Origin of the sequence: Natronospira proteinivora (assembly GCF_024170465.1) — a bacterium.
In the GTDB taxonomy this organism is placed as follows: domain Bacteria; phylum Pseudomonadota; class Gammaproteobacteria; order Natronospirales; family Natronospiraceae; genus Natronospira; species Natronospira proteinivora.
Window position 1 is genome coordinate 378,998 of the sequence record NZ_JALJYF010000001.1, and the last position, 19,628, is coordinate 398,625.

A 19,628-nucleotide genomic window follows, 5' to 3' on the forward strand; every position below is an offset into this window, starting at 1 on the left:
TGGTTCAGTTGTGGGGTAGCTCCAGCTCCATGGCCAGGCGGTAAAGCTCCGAAAGGCGGGTGACGCCAAGCTTTTTCATAATGTTACGTCTGTGGTTTCCTACGGTGTTGGTGCTAATGTTGAAACGTTTGGCTAGTCCATTGGCACAAAGCCCTTCGGAAATGGCCCGGATTAAGGCCATTTCACGCTGGGTGAGTTGGTCGATCCGGATTGGGGTGGGTAGACTGCCCACCTCATCGAGTGCCTGCCTAGATGTCGGACATAGGTAATGTTCGTGGTGACTGACCGCGTGGAGTCCTTTTCTTAGTTCCCTAATGCTTGAGCGCTTGTTGATATAGGCGCTGGCACCCAGTTCCAGGGCGCGGTAGATGATGCCTGCATCGCGGTGGCGGCTAAAGACAACGATGCCCAATGGAGGTCCGGCCTGCTGATGAAGTGCCTGGATAAGGGATAGGCCGTCTTCATCTGGAAGGGAGAGGTCCACGACGGATATTCCAGGGTTATGCTCGCGTAATTTAATACGAGCCTCTGCGGCGTTGGCACATTCCAGGCAGGAAAATTCATCTGCAAGCGCTTGCCGAATGCCCATGCGTACTACTGAATGGTCATCTACCAACAGCAACTTGACCTTGGCTCTAGAATCCTCCTTCAGTAGGGTCTTGGTCATGATAATTCACCCTCAATAGGGAATATGCCACTCACACGAAATCCGCCCCAGGGCGATGTGCTGGTGGTGAGATGACCGCCAAGAGCCGTGCACCATTCCCGCATTTGCTGAATGCCAATGCCCGACCGTTTCTCTGTGTCCGATGGTTGGCAGCCATGACCATCGTCGTCAATCCTTAGAAGCAGACGACTCCTCGATGGCCCGGATTTCTCTATTCGGATTTCAAGGCTCACCTTCGAAGCGGCAGGTCTAGCATGACGCATGATGTTGGTAAGTGATTCCTGAACGATACGGTAGGCAATGGTTTTTGCGGGGTCCTGAAGTTGTTCCACATCGGGGTCAATCATTTCCTCGATGATTAGGCCGCTGTCACGGATGCCCAGGCGGCGTATGCAATCAGCTACGGCTTCAGCCAGGGTGAAGCTGTCGAGAAGGGGGAGCCGAGTTTGATTGATCAGTTGGTCAACTGTGTCATGAACCCTCTGTATTGCGTTATTGATGCGAGTGAATAGCTCTTCCAGTTCACGCTTTTGTTCAGGGATGTACTGTCGCGCTAGTTCGAGGTTAACGCCAATGCTGACCGCTTCCTGGGATAGGTCGTTATGGATTAATTGGGCCAGTCTGCGGCGATAGTCGTTTTCCCGTTTGAGCAGCTGGATACCATTGCGACGGTTCTGTTCAAGTAGCCGTCGCAGCTGTTCGTTGCTCTCCCGGCGTTCCGAGGGAGCTACAATTACGGCTGTTGCAATGGCCGAGTCGCCGGTGCCAGTGGAGTAGAGGGTGATGAGTACCTCGAATTCCTGACCCTCTGCATTTCTTGCCCGCACGGGGCGTCGAGGGGCCATGGTCCGGTCCTGTGGGCTGCAGTTGAGGAAGTGGTGAGCCAGTTGACTGTGATGTCGAGCTACCGGGGCTGGCAGCAGACGATCCAGGGAGGTACCCAGCATTTCCCCGCGGGAATAGCCGAACATCCGTTCCGCGCCTCGGTTAAAGGCCACGATACGTTGATCGCTATTGATGGTCACGATGGCTTCATGGGCAATTTCGACAATTTGCTCCAGATGACCAGGGTCTTGCTTATACGGGGTGATCATTCAATCTTGCTTCCGTTGAAAAAACTCTGACACGCCGGCGTGTCAGAGTTTACCCTTGGTGCAGGGTGATTCTGGAAGGTCTCCTCCTCGTGACCAGCTTCTTGCTTTAACCCGAGTGAATTGATGCAATTGTTAATAGTCGCAGGGGAGTCTGCCTGGCTGAATGGTGAAATTCACTATTGGTTAATAAAAAAGCCTACCTGCGTCGAGGGGGCGTATCATGATAAGGGGCCCGGCCTGCCAAAGACCGAGCCCCTTATTGCCTTTCATCCCTTCTGCTTACAGGGTGTAGCGGAACAGTCTTGCCCGATCGCCGACAATGTAGGCGTATTGGCCGTCATCGGTTACGAATACATCGGACAAGGGGCCGAAGCGCAATCTTTCGGGGAGATCCCAGGCGGCCAGCTGACCCAGGTTTCCGCTGGGCAGATCCAGTGCCACCACGCCGGAGGGGACGGAGCTTGTGCTTGAGGTCCGGATGTTGTCTCCGGTGCGGGGGTCCATGGCGCTTGGGCCGTCGTCGCCATTGGCCGGCTCCGCCATGGCCATGATCCCGCCGGCACTCACCTTCAACACCAGGCGATCGTCGCGGTGGAAATAGTCCGTGATGTTTTCGGTTTCCACCTGGAAATGCTGTTCGCCGTTGTTCATGTCGTAGGCGGTGACGCCATCCTGTCCGATGACGATCAACGCCCCGTTATGTTCGGTCAGGCCAACGGTATCGCCCAGTCCCGTATCCGCCAGGTTGCGTTCCAGGATTTGTTCACCATCTCTGATCCTGAAGCCATAAAGCTCTTCGGGACCGGCGATGAAAACATGTTCCTTGTTGGCGTCATAGACGGGTTCAACCACCCATTTTGATTGTGATACCAGACCCGGGGTTTCCATTTCTGGACTGTTCCAGAGGACTTCACCCGTTTCGGGATTCAAAGCCGCGATGCCGCCGCCGTCATGATCACCGAAGAATTCCCCGGCACCCCAGACAATCAGTTGATCATCAATCTTCTGGAGTTCGCCAAAGAAGGTATCCACTTCAGGTGTTTCCCACCGGGTTTCCCCGGTGTCCATGTCATAGCTGCGGATCCGGTGGGGAAAGCCGGTGCTGACGAAACCGCCGTCTTCCCCATGGGCGCTGGCTGCCTGATACAGGGCGTTGTCGCTGAGCAAGGGGGCGGGTTGGGGGAGTGCTCTGGGATCGGTGTGGTCATCCATCCTCCAGCGCTCAGGCCCCTGCCACAAGTTCTCACCCTGATCCAGATCGAAGACTTCAATGGTTTCCCCGTCCACAACGACATGATTGGATGCGAGATGGAGTCCTTGGGTATTGTCACCGCTATGCTCATTGAGCCAGCGGAGCTCTCCTTCAGGAGAGATTCGGGCCAGATGGTAGGCGTCGGCAACCTGGAGGCGGCTCAGGTCCTGCCCGGTGGATGCAACGAGATAGTCGCCATTGTCCAGTGTTGCTACATCCAGGATTCCGGGGCCACCAAATTCACGGACTTGCCAATGTTGATTGCCGGTTTCAGCGTCCAGTTTGACCAGTCCCTGGAAGGTCTTGAAGATAATCGCATCTCCATCGTCCACTGACTCCACCAGGGATTGAGCGAACAGGTATTGGCGGGCCCGACGGTTTTCGGCCGATTCCCCACTGCCTTCTCCACCCAGTACGGTGCTCAGGGCCTGACCGGCTGCTTCGGTGGCCCGGCGGATATGCTGCTCATATTGCTGCACACTGTAGTTGAATTGATCCGTGTGCCATTGGGTATCACCGGAATCAATATCCACGGCGGTGACTTTCTCGGAATGGTGCTGATAGTTGAAAATCAGCAGTTTACCGGCCTCGGGCAACAGCACAACATTGCTGTTGCGAGCTTCCAGCGGGTAGTCGGGATTACCGGCGACCGGGTTGAAGGCTCTGCGCATCTGATCACTGAAGCTTTCCTCCAGTTCTCCGATGCCCCCGATCAATTCGCCATCACTGCCGTCCAGCAGGAATACATGCCGGGAGCCTGCCAACACTAGCCGTGAGCCGTCTGCGGTAGCGGCGGTTTCCGCACCCGCCCAGGCTTCGGATTCCCAGTCCGGGTCGACTTCCGATTCCAGGCTGGCGCAACCCTGGAGTGCCAGCACGGTGACTGCCGCGCTACTGACTAAAATGCCACTCAAACTTGTATTCATGGTGTCCTCCTTGAACGTATTGATACATATTCTGGGCAGTGTGACGGTGGCCGAAGCCACCGGGGGAGTTAAACCCCCCGTGTGAGGGTCTCCATGACCGGGATGGGGTGGAGTCAGGGGGTGATGTGGCGGGGTAGAGGCGGTAGAATGGCGTACTTTCCAGCCCCGGTAGCTCAGCAGGATAGAGCAGCCGCCTCCTAAGCGGCAGGTCGCAGGTTCGACTCCTGCCCGGGGCGCCATCTTGCTTGGTTCCGAGTAGCCAGTGCTACGTTCTTCCCAAAACTCACTGGAAAGGGCAGTCGTCAAACCTGCGGGTTATTGGATGGTTGCAGGGCGCACTGCGCAGTGCCCTATGTGCCCAACTCCCCATTTCGGCGGGCATTTTCCCCTGACCACGGTTCCTTCCCGGCGTCAAATCATATACACTATGGCGCCGTTGCAAACCCACTTTGGAGCGGCACCCAGGATGCGGCGCAATACGCTTCCCGGCTACAAACCGGACGGGCTTTTTAAGCCTGAATCCTTGGCCCGTGCCTGCAACATCCCCACCCATTCTCGTGCCGATAGCGCTGGCGCTATCCGGCAAGCCGTCCTTGTACGCGACTCAGTGACCGATACCGATGAGTGAAACTCTCGAGCAGAAGTACGCAACTTCTCACCTTTTCGGCGCCAATGCGCCGTTTATCCTGGATATTTACGAAAAGTTCCTGGAAGACCCGGATGCCGTGCCTGACGAGTGGCGCACCTATTTTCGGGGTTTTCTGGACGCCGCCGGCGGCCAGGGCCAGGGCGCGGACGTGCGCCACGGGCCCATTATTGAAGAGATGGCCGAGCGGGCCCGCGCACCGCGCGCCGCCGGGCCGGCGGCGGGAGATGGCTTCGATCCCCGACTGGCCGAGAAGCAGGCGGGTGTGGCCCGCATGATCCAGGCCTATCGTGGTCGGGGCCATCGCGTGGCCAATATTGATCCCCTGGGGCTTCGGGAAAAGCCGGCCCTGGATGAGCTGCAGCCTGCCTTCCATGGTCTGTCGGATGCCGATATGGACATGGAATTCTCTACCATGGGGTTGTTCGCCAAGGATTTCATGAAGCTGCGCGACATCATCGCCCAGTTGGAACGCCTCTATACCGATGCCATCGGCTTTGAGTATATGCACGTCACCGACCCGGAGGAGCGCCGCTGGTTGCAGGAGCGTTTCGAGCGGGGCCTGTCGGAAGCTTCCTTGAGTGATGAGGAAAAGAAGACCCTGTTGCGCCAGCTGACCGGTGCCGAAGGGATTGAGCGTTATCTGCACAAGAAGTATGTGGGTCAGAAGCGCTTCTCACTGGAAGGTGGTGAATCCATGATCCCCATGCTGGAGGATCTCATCCAGCAAGGTGGCAAGGAAGGCCTGGAAGAGGTTGTGGTGGGCATGGCTCACCGGGGCCGCATCAATGTCCTGATTAATGTTCTGGGAAAGAGTCCGGAAGAACTGTTCTCGGAATTCGAGGGCATTTATGACGATGACATGGAAGACCGTTCCGGGGATGTGAAATACCATATGGGCTTCTCCTCGGATCTGGAGACCCCCGGCGGCAATGTCCATGTGGCACTGGCCTTTAACCCCTCCCACCTGGAGTTCGTCAATCCGGTGGTGGAAGGCTCCGTGCGGGCGCGTCAGGATCGGCGCGAGGACGAAGTGGGCAGTACTGTCATGCCCATCTTGATTCACGGTGATGCTTCCTTGGCCGGCCAGGGTATCGTCCAGGAAACCCTGCAGATGTCCCAGACCCGGGGTTTTTATACCGGTGGGACCTTCCACATCACGGTGAATAACCAGGTGGGCTTTACCACCAGTAATCCCGAGGATGCCCGGTCCACGCCGTATGCGACTGATGTAGCTAAGATGATCGAGGCGCCCATCCTGCATGTGAATGCCGATCACCCGGAAGCCGTGGTCTTTGCGACCCGCCTGGCCTTTGAATACCGCCAGCGCTTCAACAAGGATGTGATGATCGATCTGGTCTGCTATCGCCGCCATGGGCACAACGAGGCGGATGAGCCGGCGGTGACCCAGCCCGATATGTATTCGGTTATCCGTTCCCACCCCACCACCCGGGAAATCTATGCCGAGCATCTGGCGGATACTGGTGTGGTGGGTGAGGATGATGCCCAGAAAATGCTGGATGACTATCGTGACAAGCTGGATGCCGGCCAGATGGTGGCACCCAAAAGCCAGGGTATGATCGGGAACCAGTACACGGTGGACTGGAGCGAGTTCAATCTCAATGAATGGGATGAACACGTGGAAACCACCATCGATGTAGACCGTGTCCAGGAGTTGGTGAAGGGGCTCACGGAGATTCCTGATTCCTTCAAGCTGCACAGCCGGGTGCAGCGGATCATTGACGATCGCAAGAAGATGGGGAATGGTGATCTGCCCATGGACTGGGGCTTTGCAGAGAATATGGCCCATGCCAGCCTGCTCACCGAGGATTTCGGTGTTCGCATCGTTGGTCAGGACAGTGGCCGGGGAACTTTCTTCCATCGCCATGCCCGCCTTCTGGATCAGAAGGAAAATAAACCCTATATCCCACTGCAGAACCTGAGCGAGGACCAGGCGCCTTGCTATGTCTATGATTCCCTGTTGTCTGAGCAGGGCGTGGTGGGCTTTGAATATGGTTATTCCACCACCAATCCGGATACTCTGGTGATCTGGGAAGCCCAGTTTGGTGATTTCGCCAACGGCGCCCAGGTGATCATGGATCAGTTCATCAGCTCGGGTGAGGCCAAGTGGGGGCGTTACTGTGGGCTGGTCCTGTTCTTGCCCCATGGGTATGAAGGGCAGGGGCCGGAACATTCCTCGGCCCGCCTGGAGCGCTATCTGCAGCTCTGTGGCCAGCACAATATGCAGGTTTGTGTGCCATCCACACCGGCACAAATGTTCCACATGCTGCGCCGTCAAATGGTGCGCAAGTATCGCAAGCCCTTGGTGGTGCTCACCCCCAAGAGCCTGCTGCGCCACAAGCTGTCCACCTCGCCCCTGAGCGATCTTTCGGAGGGCTGCTTCCACACGGTCATCCCGGAAGTGGACAAGCTGGATGACAAGAAGGTCAAGCGCATTGTCTTCTGCGCCGGCAAGGTTTATTACGATTTGCTGGAGGCCCGCCGCAAGGAAGACATCCAGGACGTGGCCCTGGTTCGGATTGAACAGCTTTATCCCTTCCCGCAGAAGTCTTATCGGGAAGCCATTAAGCAATACCCCAATGCCACGGAAGTGATTTGGTGCCAGGAAGAACCCAAGAACCAGGGGGCTTGGTACAACATCCGCCATCGCCTGCATGCGCCACTTACCGACAAGCACAGCTTGCGTTATGTGGGCCGGGCTACGGCGGCGTCCACCGCCGCCGGTTATTTCAAGCTGCATGTGAAACAGCAGAAGGAAGTAATCGAGTCGGCCCTGAACACCGGCGGCAAGGCGAGTGGTGGTCAAAGCAAAGCGGCCACGAAAAAAACCAGCAAGAAAAAGACCACTAAGAAAAAAGCATCTGGCAAGAAAACCAGCGCCTGAATGGCGCGGTGAACCGAATCAATAAATCATCCAAGAAATTCTCGGAGACAGCATGAGCACTGAAGTCAAAGTACCGCAACTACCGGAATCCGTTTCCGACGCCACGTTGGTGGCCTGGCACAAGAGTGCCGGCGATGCCATTAAGCGTGATGAAAACCTGGCCGACCTGGAAACCGACAAGGTGGTGCTGGAAGTACCGGCACCCGCCGATGGGGTATTGAAAGAGATTAGGGTGGAAGAAGGCACCGTCACCAGCGGTGATGTGATTGCCATTGTCGAAGTGGGTGCCACGGCCGAGGCCTCCGGTGGCGATGAGAAGGATGATGGTGGGGAAGAGAAGGCGGAAGCGAAAGCGGATGAAGGCAAGAAAGCCGAGAGCGATGACAAGTCCGCCGCCGACAAGCTGTCTCCCTCGGTCCGCCGCCTGGTGGAAGAGCATGATCTGGATCCTGCCGATATTGACGGGAGCGGCAAGGGTGGTCGCCTGACCAAGGCCGATGTGATGGCCTTTATTGATGAGGGCGGTGCGGACAAGAAGAAAGAGGCCAGCAAGCCCGCCGATTCCGGTACCGCCAAGCCGGCTGCCCAGGGGGTTGTCAGCGGGTCCCGGGAAGATCGTCGGGTGCCCATGAGCCGGATGCGGGCCCGGATCGCCGAGCGCATGGTGGAATCCCAGTCCAATGCGGCCATGCTCACCTCCTTCAACGAAGTGGATTTGACGGAAGTCATGGCGCTGCGCAAGCGCTACAAGGAAACCTTCGAGAAAGAGCACGGCGTGCGCCTGGGCTTCATGTCCTTCTTCGTGAAGGCGGCGGTGGAGGCCCTCAAGAAGCACCCCATTGTTAACGCCTCCGTGGAAGGCACGGATGTGATCTATCATGACTATTGGGATATCGGCATTGCCGTTTCCAGTGACAAGGGCCTGGTGGTGCCGGTGGTCCGTGATTGTGATCAGAAGGGCTTCGCCCAGATCGAGGGCGATATCGCCGACTACGCCCAAAAGGCCCGCAAGGGTGGTCTGGGTATGGATGACCTGACGGGTGGTACTTTCACCATCACCAATGGCGGTGTCTTCGGCTCCCTGATCTCCACGCCCATCATCAATCCGCCTCAAAGTGCCATTATGGGTATGCACAAGATTCAGGAGCGGCCCATGGTGGTGGATGGGGAGATTAAAGTGCGTAACATGATGTATCTGGCCCTGACCTATGATCACCGCATTATCGACGGCAAGGATGCGGTCCAATTCCTGGTCTCCATCAAGGAGTCCCTGGAAGATCCGGCCCGTTTGATGCTTCAGGTCTAAGCATGCTCATGTGGCCGGGGTTTTTGGCCCCGGCCACATCGTTTGATTCCGAGATAGAATTTCTTTTTCCAGGTTCTTACCCAAGGGTGATTCATGAGCAAGTCCTTTGATGTGGTTGTGATTGGTGGCGGTCCCGGTGGCTATGTGGCTGCTATTCGTGCGGCACAGAATGGTCTGACGACCGCCTGTGTGGATAACTGGCAGAACCGGGATGATTCCCATGCCTTCGGCGGTACCTGCCTGAATGCGGGCTGTATCCCCTCCAAGGCCATGCTGGAGTCCTCCGAGCTTTACCACCGGGCCGGCCATGAGTTTGATCAGCACGGTATCAATGTGGGCAAGCCCAAGTTGGACCTGGCGGCCATGCTTAAGCGCAAGGATGGCATCGCCAAGCAGTTCACCGGCGGCATTGCCCAGCTGTTCAAGGCCAATAAGGTGGAAGGCATTCCCGGTACCGGCAAGCTGCTCAAGGGCAACAAGGTGGAAGTCACCCCCCTGGGTGGCGGCAAGAAGCAGACCATCGAAGCCAAGCACGTGATCCTGGCCACCGGTTCTACCCCGGTGGAGCTGCCGTTTGCCAAGTTCGATGGTGAGCGGATTGTGGACTCCTGGGATGCCCTGGAATTCGAGGAAGTGCCCAAGCGCCTGGGTGTGATCGGCGCGGGTGTTATCGGTCTGGAAATGGGCAGTGTCTGGAGCCGGCTCGGCTCTGAGGTCACCATGATCGAAGCCCAGGATAAGTTCCTGTTCATGGCGGATCAGCAGATTGCCAAGGATGCCCAGCGCCAGTTCAAGAAGCAGGGCCTGGACATCAAGCTGGGCGCCAAGCTGGTGGAAGCCAAGGCCGGAAAGAAGGACGTCAAGATCGTCTATGAAGACAAAGACGGCAAGCAGGAGGCCACCTTCGACAAGCTACTGATTTCCGTGGGCCGTCGCCCTTACACTGATGATCTGTTTGGCGATGGTGTTAAGGTGGAAACCGATGACCGGGGCTTTATCAAGGTGGATAAGCAGAACAAGACCTCGGCCAAGAACGTCTGGGCCGTGGGTGATTGCGCCCCGGGGCCCATGCTGGCCCACAAGGCCTCGGAAGAAGGCGTGGTGGTGGCGGATCTGATCGCCGGCAAAACCGCCGAGATGAATCACGATACCATTCCCAACATTATTTACACCGCACCGGAAGTGGCCTGGGTCGGCAAGACCGAGGAAGAGCTGAAGGAAGAGAAGGTACCCTACAAGGTAGGCACCTTCGGCTTCGCCGCCAACGGCCGGGCACAGGCCATGAACCAGGCCAGCGGTATGGTCAAGATGCTGGCCCATAAGGAAAGCGATGAAGTTCTGGGGGTTCATATTACCGGTCCCATGGCTTCCGAGCTCATTGCTGAGGCCGTGTTGGCCATGGAATTCCGGGCCAGTGCCGAGGACATTCAGCTGACCATCCACGCCCATCCGGCGCTGGGTGAGGTTATCCACGAGGCTGCCCTGGCCGTGGATAAGAAAGCTCTGCATGGCGTCAATCGCTGATTCAGGGCTTGTTCAGTGAAGCAATGAGGCGGGGTGTCCGGTAACGGGCGCCCCGTTTTTTTATCCGGTTTTCAGCTTAATGAGGTTTGCCCATGTTCCTACTGCGCTTGATGGTTTTATTGCCTGCCTTGCTCCTGCTTGGCTGTGACGAGAATGGCGGAGAAATGAACACAGATGATGCCGGGGCCGATACCAGGCAAGCCGACAACTCCGGGGAGTTTGACGGTGCAGCGTCCGGAGAGGATGGTGCCGTGATTTTGATGTACCACCGCTTTGGTGAGGATCAATACCCCTCTACCAATATCCGAATGGAGCAGTTTAAAGACCACCTGGATTATCTGGAGTCGGAAGATTTCAACGTCTGGCCGGTGGAAAGGATAGTGGACTATCTCAAGGAGGGCCGGGAGATTCCGCCTAGAACCGTGGCTATCACCATTGATGATGCCTATGTTTCCATTCATGAGAATGCTTTCCCGTTGCTGAAAGAGCGGGATTGGCCCTATATGGTTTTCGTGAATACGGACGGGCCTGATGGCCGTGCCGGCGGCAGCTATATGAGTTGGGATCAATTGCGGGAGTTGGCCGAGAACAGTCGAGCCAGTTTCGCTAACCATTCGGCTAGTCATGCCTATCTGGTGGCTCGGGAGGACGGGGAAAGTGAGTCGGACTGGGAGGCCCGGATACGCGGAGAGATCGAGCAGGCTGAAAGCCGTTTAAGGGAAGAGCTGGAGGAGTATGTGCCGGATGATCCGCCCCTGCATGCCTATCCTTATGGGGAATATGACACCGCTGTAAAATCGATCATGGAAGATATGGGTTATGTGGCCTTTGGGCAGCACTCAGGGCCGGTGGGGCATCATTCGGACATGCTGGCTCTGCCACGATTTGCCATGGCCGAGGCCTATGGGGATCCCGATGATTTCCGCATGCGGGTCAATACCCGACCCTTGCCGGTGACCGCCATTTCACCCGAGGATCCCACGGCCATTGATCAGCAAAATCCCCCCATGCTGGAATTGACCTTTGCCGAAACCGATATTGCCCTGGATCGAATCAATTGCTTTGCCGGTCCGGGCTCGGCAGAGCTTGAGTGGATCGGTGAAAACCCGCGGGTATTGGCCGTAACCGCCCAGCAGGCCATGCCGGAGGGGCGGAGTCGTTATAACTGTACGGTGCCCGCCCAGGGTGGTGGTTTCCACTGGTACAGCTTCCAGTGGATTCACGGCCGAAAATAAAGGCAGCGTATCCAGCCTGGATGAACCCCGGGGCAGTAGGGCTTTCCCAGCCCCGGGGTGGCGACGAGATTTACCGCAGTTTATTCAGGCTGTTCCAATTCCAGATCCTGCGGCAGGTCTTCCAGCTGGTTTTGCCGAATCATGGACTGGACTTCCCGAATATAAGCCTGCCCACGCTCCGAATAACGTTCCAGGCCTTCGGCAAGCCGCAAGCCATCCGGTGTCTGACCACCGGCCCGCAACTGGGCACGTGTCTGGCGCAGGGCGGTATAGGCATGGCCGGTATTCAGATTGTGAATATAGGAGCGAACCGAACCTCTGAGGTTGGTAAAGATTCGGACAAAGTGAGTGGCACCCTCCACTCGGCGTTGAGGCATCAAGCCTTGACTCTCATCCCAGGTCCATTCCCCGAACAGATTATTGGCTTCCTGGGTGAAGCGTGAGCTGCCCCAGCCACTTTCATTGGCCGCCTGGGCCAGCGTCAGAGAGGGCGGTACGATATCCAGGCGGCGGAGTAGCCGCTCCCGCTCGCTGGTATCCCGCAGATCACCATCGATGCGATAGCGTTGGCTCAGGTGGTCCAGCAGGATAGCTTCCTCTTCGGAGAGTTCCGCATCCCGGTCCTGGTTGAGGCGGTCATGAATGGGAAGAAAGGCCCGACGTTTTTCCTCAATGCGTTGATTTTCCGCCAACACCAGGGGCAGCAGACTGCGAAAGAACAGGGACTTGCGCTCGTCCACGCCCAGTTCGGCCATGCCATCGGGGAAATGGCTGAGGGACAGCGGGGGTACCGTGCCTTCCGGGGGCCACTGGTAGTCCCGTTCGGCAAAGACCATGGCCAGTTCCTGGGGCGTCTCGGCGGTGATTTCAGTCAGATCCACCGGAGGCGGTACCACTTCGTCCGCAGGTTCAATGAACCACAGAATGATCAGGCCCGCCACCACTAGCGGCAGCAGGGGGAGTGTTCGAATCAGCCAATCCCGGGGGGTGAGCTCATCATGCATGGAGATGCCTTCTTTATGGTTATTGTTTGATCCGTTTGGCTTCGGTGACGTTGGCTAGCTGGGCCAGCCGCTGAAGGGTCTGGCTTAGTTGGTTGCGATTGGCCAGTTCCACGGTCAGCCGAATGCGAGCCGTATGGTTTTTGGCGTCGGTCTGGGTGGCAATATTGGTGATGTTGACACCGTCATTGCCCAGCAAGGTGGTGATGTCTCGGAGCAGGCCCTGGCGGTCCCAGGCGGTGACCTGGATGTCGGCGGCATAGCCGCGACCATCATCCCGCTCCCAATCCACCTCGATCAGGCGTTCTTCCTGATCCTCGGCCAAGCGCAGCATATTGCCGCAATCCCGACGATGGATGCTGACACCGCGACCGCGGGTGATGAACCCCACGATCTCATCCCCGGGCACGGGACGGCAACAGCGAGCCATGGTGGTGGCCAGGTCACCAATGCCCAGTACTCTCACGCCGCCCTCGGAGGCCCGACTGGGGCGGGTCCGAATGGTCTCCGGAGTGGGATCTTGGGGTTCCAGCCAGCGACTCAGACGGTTGCCGATCTGATCCCCGGTGACATCCCCGCGCCCGATGGCGGTGAGTAGTTCTTCAATGGTTTGGTATTTGAATTCCCGGGCCAGGCGTTTCCGGTCGGGTAATTCCACGCCCAGGCGGCTGGCTTCCCGATCCAGGATTTGGCGGCCCTGTTCCAGGTGGTTTTCCTGATTTTGTTGCCGGAACCAGTGGCGTATTTTGGCACGGGCCCGACTGCTGGCCACATAGCCCAGTTGCGGGACCAGCCAGTCGCGGCTGGGGCGGGCGTGCTTGCCGGTGAGGATCTCCACCCGATTACCGTTTTTCAGCTCATGATTCAGGCTGACAATGCGCCCGTCCACCTTGGCGCCCCGGCAACGATGCCCCACCTGGGTGTGGATGCGATAGGCAAAATCCACCGGCGTGGCCTTGGGCGGCAGGTCCACGATGTCGCCGCTGGGTGTGAGGGCATAGATACGGTCCTCGAAGACCTCGGACTGGAAACGGTCCAGCAGGTCGTGATCCCCTTCGTCCGGGTCCACTGGTTCCAGTAGCCGGCGAAGCCAGGCGATGCGTTCGTTCAGCGCCGGGTCGCCGCGTTGGCCACCTTCCTTGTAACGCCAGTGTGCCGCCACCCCCAGCTCGGCATGCTCATGCATGTCCCAGGTACGAATCTGGACTTCTACCGCCTTGTCATCCGGGCCGAATACGGCGGTGTGCAGCGACTGGTAATTGTTTTCCTTGGGGTTGGCGATGTAGTCGTCGAACTCGTGGGGAATATGTCGCCAGAGGCCGTGAATCAGGCCCAGCACGGCATAGCACTGGGGAACGCTTTCCACCAGGATACGGACGGCACGTACATCAAAGAGGTTTTCAAAAGACAGGCCCTTGCGCTGCATCTTTTTCCAGATGCTGTAGATATGCTTGGGCCGACCCTTGACGTCTCCGTTGATGCCGGCCGCTGATAATTCCTGCCTGATGAGTTCCACCAGGTGAGTGATGTAGGCTTCACGTTCGGCTCGGGTTTCCCGCAACAGCTTGGCGATGCGGTGATAGGTTCTCGGCTCCAGGAAACGGAGGCTTAGATCTTCCAGTTCCCACTTGAGCTGCCAGATACCCAGCCGGTTGGCCAAGGGAGCGTACAATTCCCGGGTGGCAATGGCGGAGACCCGTTGGGTATGGGGGTCACCGTGGCGCAGGCTGCGCATGGCATGGAGCTGATCGGCCAGGCGCAGAACCACCACCCGGATATCCTGGGCCATGGCCAGCAGCATCTGGCGCAAGGCTTCGGATTGGGTGCGGGAGAGGATCTGCCCCGGATCCGCCCTGCCCAGGTCATCGAAACGGGGCATGTGGATCATGTCGTCTACCAGGGTGGCGACGGTAGGCGAGAAATGTCCGCTCAGTTTCTCCACGGACAAAATCCCGGCATCCACTGCCGGGAAGAGCAGGGCAGCGCACTCCAGTTCGGCGGGCATGTCCAGGTCGGATACAATCCTGGCAATCCCCTGAGCCCGCCCCAGGGCCTCGCTATCCGGCTCGGCCAGGCGCTCGAGTAGGGCCCGGGCGCGGTCGGGATCATCCGGGGCCGGAGTGGAGGATGTGGTGGCTTGCCGGGGGGCGGCGGCAAGCGCCTTTTTGAGCTCCTTCTGGCTCATAGGCTGCGGAATGGCTCCTCGCCGTGTTTTGTATGGGCTAAAACCGTTATCATACGCGCTTGTGTTCTCGCGATCCTATAACCCCAGACCAGGAGAGTAAGGGGATGTTCAAGGTACTGAAAATCATAACCATTTCTTTTTTCCTGCTGGGCTCGGGCCCGGTTGCTGCGCTGACCCTGGATCTCAATCTCAGCGATGAGTCTGCTGAGCTCAAGGTCGCCAATCAGGGTGGCATACTGGAAACCCAGTTCAGCTGGATTCACGAACAGGATCACGGTGATGTGCTGGGCTTGGCCTTGCACATGGTGGATGACGCCAATCCGGGTGGCTCCCGCCTCGACATGGGTATCGGTGGCCGCGTGCTGGCCGTGGATACCCCGGGCCCGGATGGTTTGGCCCTGGCCATCGGCGGCTATTTCCGATACACCATTCCCAACATGAATCGTCTCGGCATTGGGGGTGATCTCTACCACGCCCCGTCCATTGTTTCCGGCGGGGATCTGGAGCGCTATACCCAGTGGGCGATCCGGGGTGAGTACCAAATATTGCGCCAGGCCAATGTCTATCTAGGTTATCGGCAGGTTCGTCCTGACTTCGGGGGCGGCTCCGAGACCTTGGACTCGGGGATTCACGTGGGCTTGCGCCTTAATTTCTAAGCCGATTTACCATTGACAGCGTTCGGGGAGTTTTATGGCCGGTCATAGTAAATGGTCCAATATCAAGCATCGCAAGGGCGCTCAGGATGCCAAGCGGGCCAAGATTTTCACGCGCCTGATCCGGGAGATTACCGTTGCCGCCCGTGAAGGGGGCGATCCGGCGTCCAATCCCCGCCTGCGTCTGGCCATCGACAAGGCCTTGGGAAGCAATATGCCCAAGGACAAGATCGAAAAGGCCGTCGCCAAGGGCACCGGCGAGGATGGCGGTGATGCCTTGGAAGAGGTCCGTTACGAGGGCTATGCCCCGGGCGGTGTGGCCATCATGGTGGATTGCATGACCGACAACCGTAATCGTACCGTCTCCGAGGTTCGTCATGCCTTTTCCAAGCATGGCGGCAACCTGGGCGAGGATGGTTCGGTGTCCTATCTTTTCAGTCAGCAGGGCGTGTTGAGCTATCCTGCCGGAACCGGCGAGGACCGGGTCATGGAAGCGGCTTTGGAGGCCGGTGCGGAGGACATCGTCAATCACGAGGATGGCAGCATTGAGCTGGTTACCACGCCGGAAGATTATTCCGATGTGAAGGCGGCCATGGAAGCCCAGGATCTGGCGCCCGAGCAGGCGGAGGTTACCATGCGCCCCTCCACCTCCATTGAACTGTCTCTGGAAGAAGGGGAGAAGGTCCTCAAGCTGCTGGATCGTCTGGAAGACCTGGATGATGTTCAAACCGTCTATTCCAATGCCGACTTCCCCGAGGCCCTGTTTGATGAAGAACAGGAGGCCGGCTGAGGGTGGTTGCCGCAATAGCCGGTTTAGCCGGGATACCCGGAGACAGTGCTGATGGATAACACGGCGCGCCGTATTCTGGGGATTGATCCGGGCTCGGTGAAAACCGGCTGGGCGGTGGTAGATGCCCAGGGGAATCAGCTCCGACATGTGGACAGTGGTCATATCGAGGCTGGCAAGGGCGATTTTCCGGATCGACTGCGGCTGATTTTCGAAGGGATCAGGGCGGTGGTGGAGCGGTGCCAGCCGACGGCGGTGGCCGTGGAGCGAGTGTTTGTGGCCCGCAATGCGGATTCGGCCATCAAGCTTGGCCAGGCCCGGGGGGCTGCCATCTGTGGTGCCCTGCAGGCTCAATTGCCGGTGGCCGAGTACTCCGCCAGTGAAATCAAGCAGGCAGTGGTGGGCAGCGGGCGAGCGGCCAAGGAACAGGTTCAGCACATGGTGGCCATGCTGCTCGGCATTCGGGAAAAGCTGCAGTCCGACCAGGCCGATGCCTTGGCGGTGGCGGTTTGCCACGCCCATACCGAGGCATCGGCTCTGACCCTGGCCCAGCGCAGTCTGGCCACCGGACGACGAGGAAGAAGGGCATGATCGGTTTTCTCCGAGGGACATTGGCGGCCAAACAGCCGCCCCAGTTGCTGATTGACGTCAATGGGGTGGGGTATGAGGTGGAAGCACCCATGTCCACGTTTTATAGTCTGCCGGAGACTGGCAGCCCCGTGGAGCTTTTGACTCATCTGGTGGTGCGGGATGATGCCCATATCCTGTTCGGTTTTCTCACCCAGGGTGAGCGTCGCCTCTTTCGGGACCTGATCAAGGTCAGCGGGGTAGGTGCCAAAATGGCCCTGGGGGTTTTGTCCGGCATATCGGCGTCGGAATTTGCCCAGTGCGTCCAGGACCGGGATATTACCAAGCTCACCAAGCTGCCCGGCATCGGTAAAAAAACCGCCGAGCGATTGGTGGTGGAGATGCGAGACCGGATCAGCCTGTCCGGCATTGAGCGAACGACGGCAGTCCCCGCGGCCAGCCAGGGCCCCGTCCAGCCGGCCGACGAGGCCTTTGATGCCCTGGTGGCCCTGGGCTATAAACCCCGGGAGGCCTCTCGCATGATCGCCGCAGTAGACCATAGAGAACTCAACAGCGAAGAAATTATCCGACAGGCCCTGCGGGGCGCGGCCAAGTGACCAGCCCCATGAGTGAAGAAGATCGATTGATCAGTCCGGATATCCGCAGTGACGATGAGCGCTTCGACCGCGCCATCCGGCCTCGTCGTCTGGACGATTATGTCGGCCAGGCAGCCGTGCGCGAGCAGATGGGCATCTTCATGGAAGCAGCCCGAAAGCGCGGCGACGCCCTGGACCATACCCTGATCTTCGGCCCCCCAGGGCTGGGGAAGACCACCCTGGCCAATATCATTGCCGAGGAAATGGGCGCCAACCTGCGTCAGACCTCTGGTCCGGTGGTGGAGCGCCCCGGTGATCTGGCGGCTCTACTCACCAATCTGGAGCCCGGAGACGTGCTGTTCGTGGATGAAATCCACCGTCTCAGCCCAGTGGTGGAAGAAGTGCTGTATCCGGCCATGGAAGACTATCAGCTGGATATTGTCATCGGCGAAGGCCCGGCGGCTCGCTCCATCAAGCTGGATTTGCCTCCCTTTACCCTGGTAGGGGCGACGACCCGAGCCGGTTTGCTGACTTCGCCGCTTCGCGCCCGCTTTGGCATCGTCCAGCGTTTGGAATTCTATGATGAGGCGGAGCTGGCCTTCATTGTGAAACGCTCGGCGGATATTCTGAATTTGCCGGTGGAAGAGGCCGGGGCCCGCCAGATCGCCAGCCGCTCCCGAGGCACCCCCCGAGTGGCCAACCGCCTGTTGCGGCGGGTGCGCGATTTTGCCGAGGTCAAGGCGGAGGGCCGGGTCACAGAATCCGTGGCCCAGCAGGCCATGGATATGCTGGAAGTGGACCCCAACGGCTTCGACATCATGGATCGCAAGCTGATGCTTTCCATCATCGAGAAGTTTGATGGCGGGCCGGTGGGGGTGGACAGCCTGGCGGCGGCCATCGGGGAAGAGCGGGGCACCATCGAGGATGTGATCGAGCCCTACCTGATTCAGCAGGGTTTTATGAAGCGCACCGCGCGGGGACGCATGGCCACATCCTCCGCCTGGCTTCATTTTGGCCTCAAGCCGCCCGGTCATCGTCCCGGTGAGGGTGAACCGGATCTGTTTGATGATCCGCAGACGTAGGATAGAGAAGTTACTTTTCTGTCTTATGTCAGCTTGATGTCTGTCAGGAAAACTTTCTGAATCAATTCCGCTCAACACTGTCCATTGACCGTTGAGTGAAGCTGCGGGGGAATATCTTGTCTGCGCCATTCGAGTGGCCCGTTCGGGTCTATTACGAAGATACCGATGTGGGTGGAGTGGTGTATTACGCCAACTACCTGCGATTCATGGAACGGGCGCGTACCGAATGGTTACGCAGCCTGGGTTTTGAACAGGATCGGTTAATCCGGGACGAGGGTGTGCTGTTTGCCGTGACCTCGGCCCAGATCAATTACCGGGCACCCGCCCGTTTCAATGATCTGCTGCATGTGACCGCCCGGATCAGCGAGCAGCGTCGCTCCCGTATTGTGTTTGAACAAGCCGTCTACCGGGTGGAAGACGGCCAGCATCTTACTGATGGGGTCATCAAGGTTGCATGCCTGGATGCGGAACGTTTCCGGCCCCGTCCCCTGCCTGAATCAATGCAAAGGATCTTCTTCGATGAATAATGGCGATATGTCCATTCTCGCCCTGATTGCCGAAGCCAGTCTGCTGGTTCAGCTGGTGATGCTGATCCTGGTGTTGGCTTCGGTGGCGTCCTGGGCGGTGATGTTTCGAAAGCATCAGATGCTCAAGGAAGCGGAAGAGGCCGCCGGTCGCTTTGAAGAGGCCTTTTGGGCCGGCGGTGATCTGAGCGAGCTGTATCGGGAAGTCACCGAACGCCCGGATTACCTGGAGGGAATGGAGGCTATCTTCGAGGCCGGCTTTGCCGAATTCGCGGCCGGACGGGGCCGACCGGGGCAGACGCCCAGCAATGCGGTAGAGAGTGCTCGGCGGTCCATGCGCATTGTGCATATGCGCGAGATAGATCGCCTGGAGGACAATCTGGCGTTTCTGGCCACGGTGGGTTCCACCAGCCCCTATATCGGCCTGTTTGGCACGGTCTGGGGCATCATGAACTCTTTCCGGGCCCTGGGCCAGGTCCAGCAGGCCACCCTGTCCATGGTGGCTCCCGGCATTGCCGAAGCCTTGATTGCCACCGCCATGGGCTTGTTCGCCGCGATTCCGGCGGTGATTGGCTACAACCGTTATGCCAATAAGGTGGAGCGCCTGGAAGTGCGCTTCGATACCTTCGTCGAGGAATTCTGCAGCATCCTCGAACGCAACGCCCACGCCGAGTGAGG

16 protein-coding genes and 1 tRNA gene are annotated in these 19,628 nt (G+C 58.4%); 12 read left to right on the top strand and 5 right to left on the bottom strand.

Features of this window, described 5'->3' with window-relative positions; genetic code table 11:
• Nucleotides 1–4: 4 nt before the first annotated feature.
• The 3 genes from J2T60_RS01745 to J2T60_RS01755 form a co-directional block, all read right to left on the bottom strand.
• Nucleotides 5–667 carry a response regulator transcription factor gene (locus J2T60_RS01745; RefSeq protein ID WP_253444587.1) on the bottom strand — a complete coding sequence of 221 codons (663 nt, stop codon included), beginning with the start codon at nucleotides 665–667 and terminating at the stop codon, nucleotides 5–7.
• Nucleotides 664–1,761: a PAS domain-containing sensor histidine kinase gene (locus J2T60_RS01750; RefSeq protein ID WP_253444590.1), complete on the bottom strand. Its 1,098-nt coding sequence runs from the start codon at nucleotides 1,759–1,761 to the stop codon at nucleotides 664–666. The genes J2T60_RS01745 and J2T60_RS01750 overlap by 4 nt, the downstream gene beginning before the upstream one ends.
• A gap of 279 nt (nucleotides 1,762–2,040) precedes the next feature.
• The gene (locus J2T60_RS01755; RefSeq protein WP_253444594.1) at nucleotides 2,041–3,939 is read right to left on the bottom strand and encodes an outer membrane protein assembly factor BamB family protein; all 1,899 of its coding nucleotides are present in this window, start codon (nucleotides 3,937–3,939) and stop codon (nucleotides 2,041–2,043) included.
• Between the two features lie 162 nt (nucleotides 3,940–4,101).
• Between J2T60_RS01755 and J2T60_RS01760 the strand changes: the two genes are divergently transcribed.
• From J2T60_RS01760 to J2T60_RS01780, 5 genes are all read left to right on the top strand, one after another.
• A tRNA-Arg gene (locus J2T60_RS01760) sits at nucleotides 4,102–4,178 on the top strand.
• A gap of 381 nt (nucleotides 4,179–4,559) precedes the next feature.
• Complete coding sequence (locus J2T60_RS01765; protein WP_253444597.1) at nucleotides 4,560–7,490, top strand: 2-oxoglutarate dehydrogenase E1 component; 2,931 nt, start codon at nucleotides 4,560–4,562, stop codon at nucleotides 7,488–7,490.
• Between the two features lie 52 nt (nucleotides 7,491–7,542).
• Nucleotides 7,543–8,796, top strand: coding sequence for a 2-oxoglutarate dehydrogenase complex dihydrolipoyllysine-residue succinyltransferase (gene odhB / locus J2T60_RS01770; protein ID WP_253444599.1), 1,254 nt, complete (start codon nucleotides 7,543–7,545; stop codon nucleotides 8,794–8,796).
• Between the two features lie 93 nt (nucleotides 8,797–8,889).
• The gene (gene lpdA, locus J2T60_RS01775; protein ID WP_253444602.1) at nucleotides 8,890–10,320 is read left to right on the top strand and encodes a dihydrolipoyl dehydrogenase; all 1,431 of its coding nucleotides are present in this window, start codon (nucleotides 8,890–8,892) and stop codon (nucleotides 10,318–10,320) included.
• A gap of 92 nt (nucleotides 10,321–10,412) precedes the next feature.
• A complete protein-coding gene (locus tag J2T60_RS01780) occupies nucleotides 10,413–11,555 on the top strand; it encodes a polysaccharide deacetylase family protein (protein ID WP_253444605.1) in 1,143 nt (380 codons plus the stop codon).
• A gap of 80 nt (nucleotides 11,556–11,635) precedes the next feature.
• On the opposite strand, the gene J2T60_RS01785 is transcribed toward J2T60_RS01780, so the two are convergent.
• Both J2T60_RS01785 and relA read right to left on the bottom strand, forming a co-directional pair.
• Nucleotides 11,636–12,559 (bottom strand): glucosaminidase domain-containing protein, encoded by a 924-nt coding sequence (locus J2T60_RS01785; RefSeq protein ID WP_253444608.1) that lies wholly within the window; start codon nucleotides 12,557–12,559, stop codon nucleotides 11,636–11,638.
• Nucleotides 12,560–12,578: 19 nt separating this feature from the next.
• Nucleotides 12,579–14,741: a GTP diphosphokinase gene (relA, locus tag J2T60_RS01790; RefSeq protein WP_253444611.1), complete on the bottom strand. Its 2,163-nt coding sequence runs from the start codon at nucleotides 14,739–14,741 to the stop codon at nucleotides 12,579–12,581.
• A gap of 104 nt (nucleotides 14,742–14,845) precedes the next feature.
• Between relA and J2T60_RS01795 the strand changes: the two genes are divergently transcribed.
• The 7 genes from J2T60_RS01795 to tolQ all read left to right on the top strand — a co-directional run bounded on the left by J2T60_RS01795 (nucleotide 14,846) and on the right by tolQ (nucleotide 19,626).
• Nucleotides 14,846–15,397 (top strand): YfaZ family outer membrane protein, encoded by a 552-nt coding sequence (locus J2T60_RS01795; protein WP_253444614.1) that lies wholly within the window; start codon nucleotides 14,846–14,848, stop codon nucleotides 15,395–15,397.
• A 34-nt stretch (nucleotides 15,398–15,431) separates the two neighbouring features.
• Nucleotides 15,432–16,184 (top strand): YebC/PmpR family DNA-binding transcriptional regulator, encoded by a 753-nt coding sequence (locus J2T60_RS01800; RefSeq protein WP_253444617.1) that lies wholly within the window; start codon nucleotides 15,432–15,434, stop codon nucleotides 16,182–16,184.
• A 51-nt stretch (nucleotides 16,185–16,235) separates the two neighbouring features.
• A complete protein-coding gene (gene ruvC / locus J2T60_RS01805; RefSeq protein ID WP_253444620.1) occupies nucleotides 16,236–16,772 on the top strand; it encodes a crossover junction endodeoxyribonuclease RuvC in 537 nt (178 codons plus the stop codon).
• The gene (ruvA, locus tag J2T60_RS01810) at nucleotides 16,769–17,365 is read left to right on the top strand and encodes a Holliday junction branch migration protein RuvA (RefSeq protein ID WP_253444623.1); all 597 of its coding nucleotides are present in this window, start codon (nucleotides 16,769–16,771) and stop codon (nucleotides 17,363–17,365) included. Before ruvC ends, ruvA begins: the two co-directional genes overlap by 4 nt.
• 8 nt (nucleotides 17,366–17,373) lie before the next feature.
• Nucleotides 17,374–18,426, top strand: coding sequence for a Holliday junction branch migration DNA helicase RuvB (ruvB, locus tag J2T60_RS01815; protein WP_253444626.1), 1,053 nt, complete (start codon nucleotides 17,374–17,376; stop codon nucleotides 18,424–18,426).
• A 113-nt stretch (nucleotides 18,427–18,539) separates the two neighbouring features.
• Nucleotides 18,540–18,953, top strand: coding sequence for a tol-pal system-associated acyl-CoA thioesterase (gene ybgC / locus J2T60_RS01820; RefSeq protein ID WP_253447522.1), 414 nt, complete (start codon nucleotides 18,540–18,542; stop codon nucleotides 18,951–18,953).
• The gene (tolQ, locus tag J2T60_RS01825) at nucleotides 18,946–19,626 is read left to right on the top strand and encodes a protein TolQ (protein ID WP_253444628.1); all 681 of its coding nucleotides are present in this window, start codon (nucleotides 18,946–18,948) and stop codon (nucleotides 19,624–19,626) included. Before ybgC ends, tolQ begins: the two co-directional genes overlap by 8 nt.
• The last annotated feature ends 2 nt before the right edge of the window (nucleotides 19,627–19,628 follow it).

Bases quoted from the DNA above. Each gene is read 5' to 3' on its own strand.
- tolQ (WP_253444628.1), top strand. From the start codon at position 18,946: ATGAATAATGGCGATATGTCCATTCTCGCCCTGATTGCCGAAGCCAGT.
- J2T60_RS01750 (WP_253444590.1), bottom strand. From the start codon at position 1,761: ATGATCACCCCGTATAAGCAAGACCCTGGTCATCTGGAGCAAATTGTC.
- J2T60_RS01800 (WP_253444617.1), top strand. From the start codon at position 15,432: ATGGCCGGTCATAGTAAATGGTCCAATATCAAGCATCGCAAGGGCGCT.
- relA (WP_253444611.1), bottom strand. From the start codon at position 14,741: ATGAGCCAGAAGGAGCTCAAAAAGGCGCTTGCCGCCGCCCCCCGGCAA.
- J2T60_RS01785 (WP_253444608.1), bottom strand. From the start codon at position 12,559: ATGCATGATGAGCTCACCCCCCGGGATTGGCTGATTCGAACACTCCCC.
- J2T60_RS01745 (WP_253444587.1), bottom strand. From the start codon at position 667: ATGACCAAGACCCTACTGAAGGAGGATTCTAGAGCCAAGGTCAAGTTG.
- J2T60_RS01795 (WP_253444614.1), top strand. From the start codon at position 14,846: ATGTTCAAGGTACTGAAAATCATAACCATTTCTTTTTTCCTGCTGGGC.
- ruvB (WP_253444626.1), top strand. From the start codon at position 17,374: ATGAGTGAAGAAGATCGATTGATCAGTCCGGATATCCGCAGTGACGAT.
- lpdA (WP_253444602.1), top strand. From the start codon at position 8,890: ATGAGCAAGTCCTTTGATGTGGTTGTGATTGGTGGCGGTCCCGGTGGC.
- J2T60_RS01765 (WP_253444597.1), top strand. From the start codon at position 4,560: ATGAGTGAAACTCTCGAGCAGAAGTACGCAACTTCTCACCTTTTCGGC.
- J2T60_RS01755 (WP_253444594.1), bottom strand. From the start codon at position 3,939: ATGAATACAAGTTTGAGTGGCATTTTAGTCAGTAGCGCGGCAGTCACC.
- odhB (WP_253444599.1), top strand. From the start codon at position 7,543: ATGAGCACTGAAGTCAAAGTACCGCAACTACCGGAATCCGTTTCCGAC.
- ruvA (WP_253444623.1), top strand. From the start codon at position 16,769: ATGATCGGTTTTCTCCGAGGGACATTGGCGGCCAAACAGCCGCCCCAG.
- J2T60_RS01780 (WP_253444605.1), top strand. From the start codon at position 10,413: ATGTTCCTACTGCGCTTGATGGTTTTATTGCCTGCCTTGCTCCTGCTT.
- ruvC (WP_253444620.1), top strand. From the start codon at position 16,236: ATGGATAACACGGCGCGCCGTATTCTGGGGATTGATCCGGGCTCGGTG.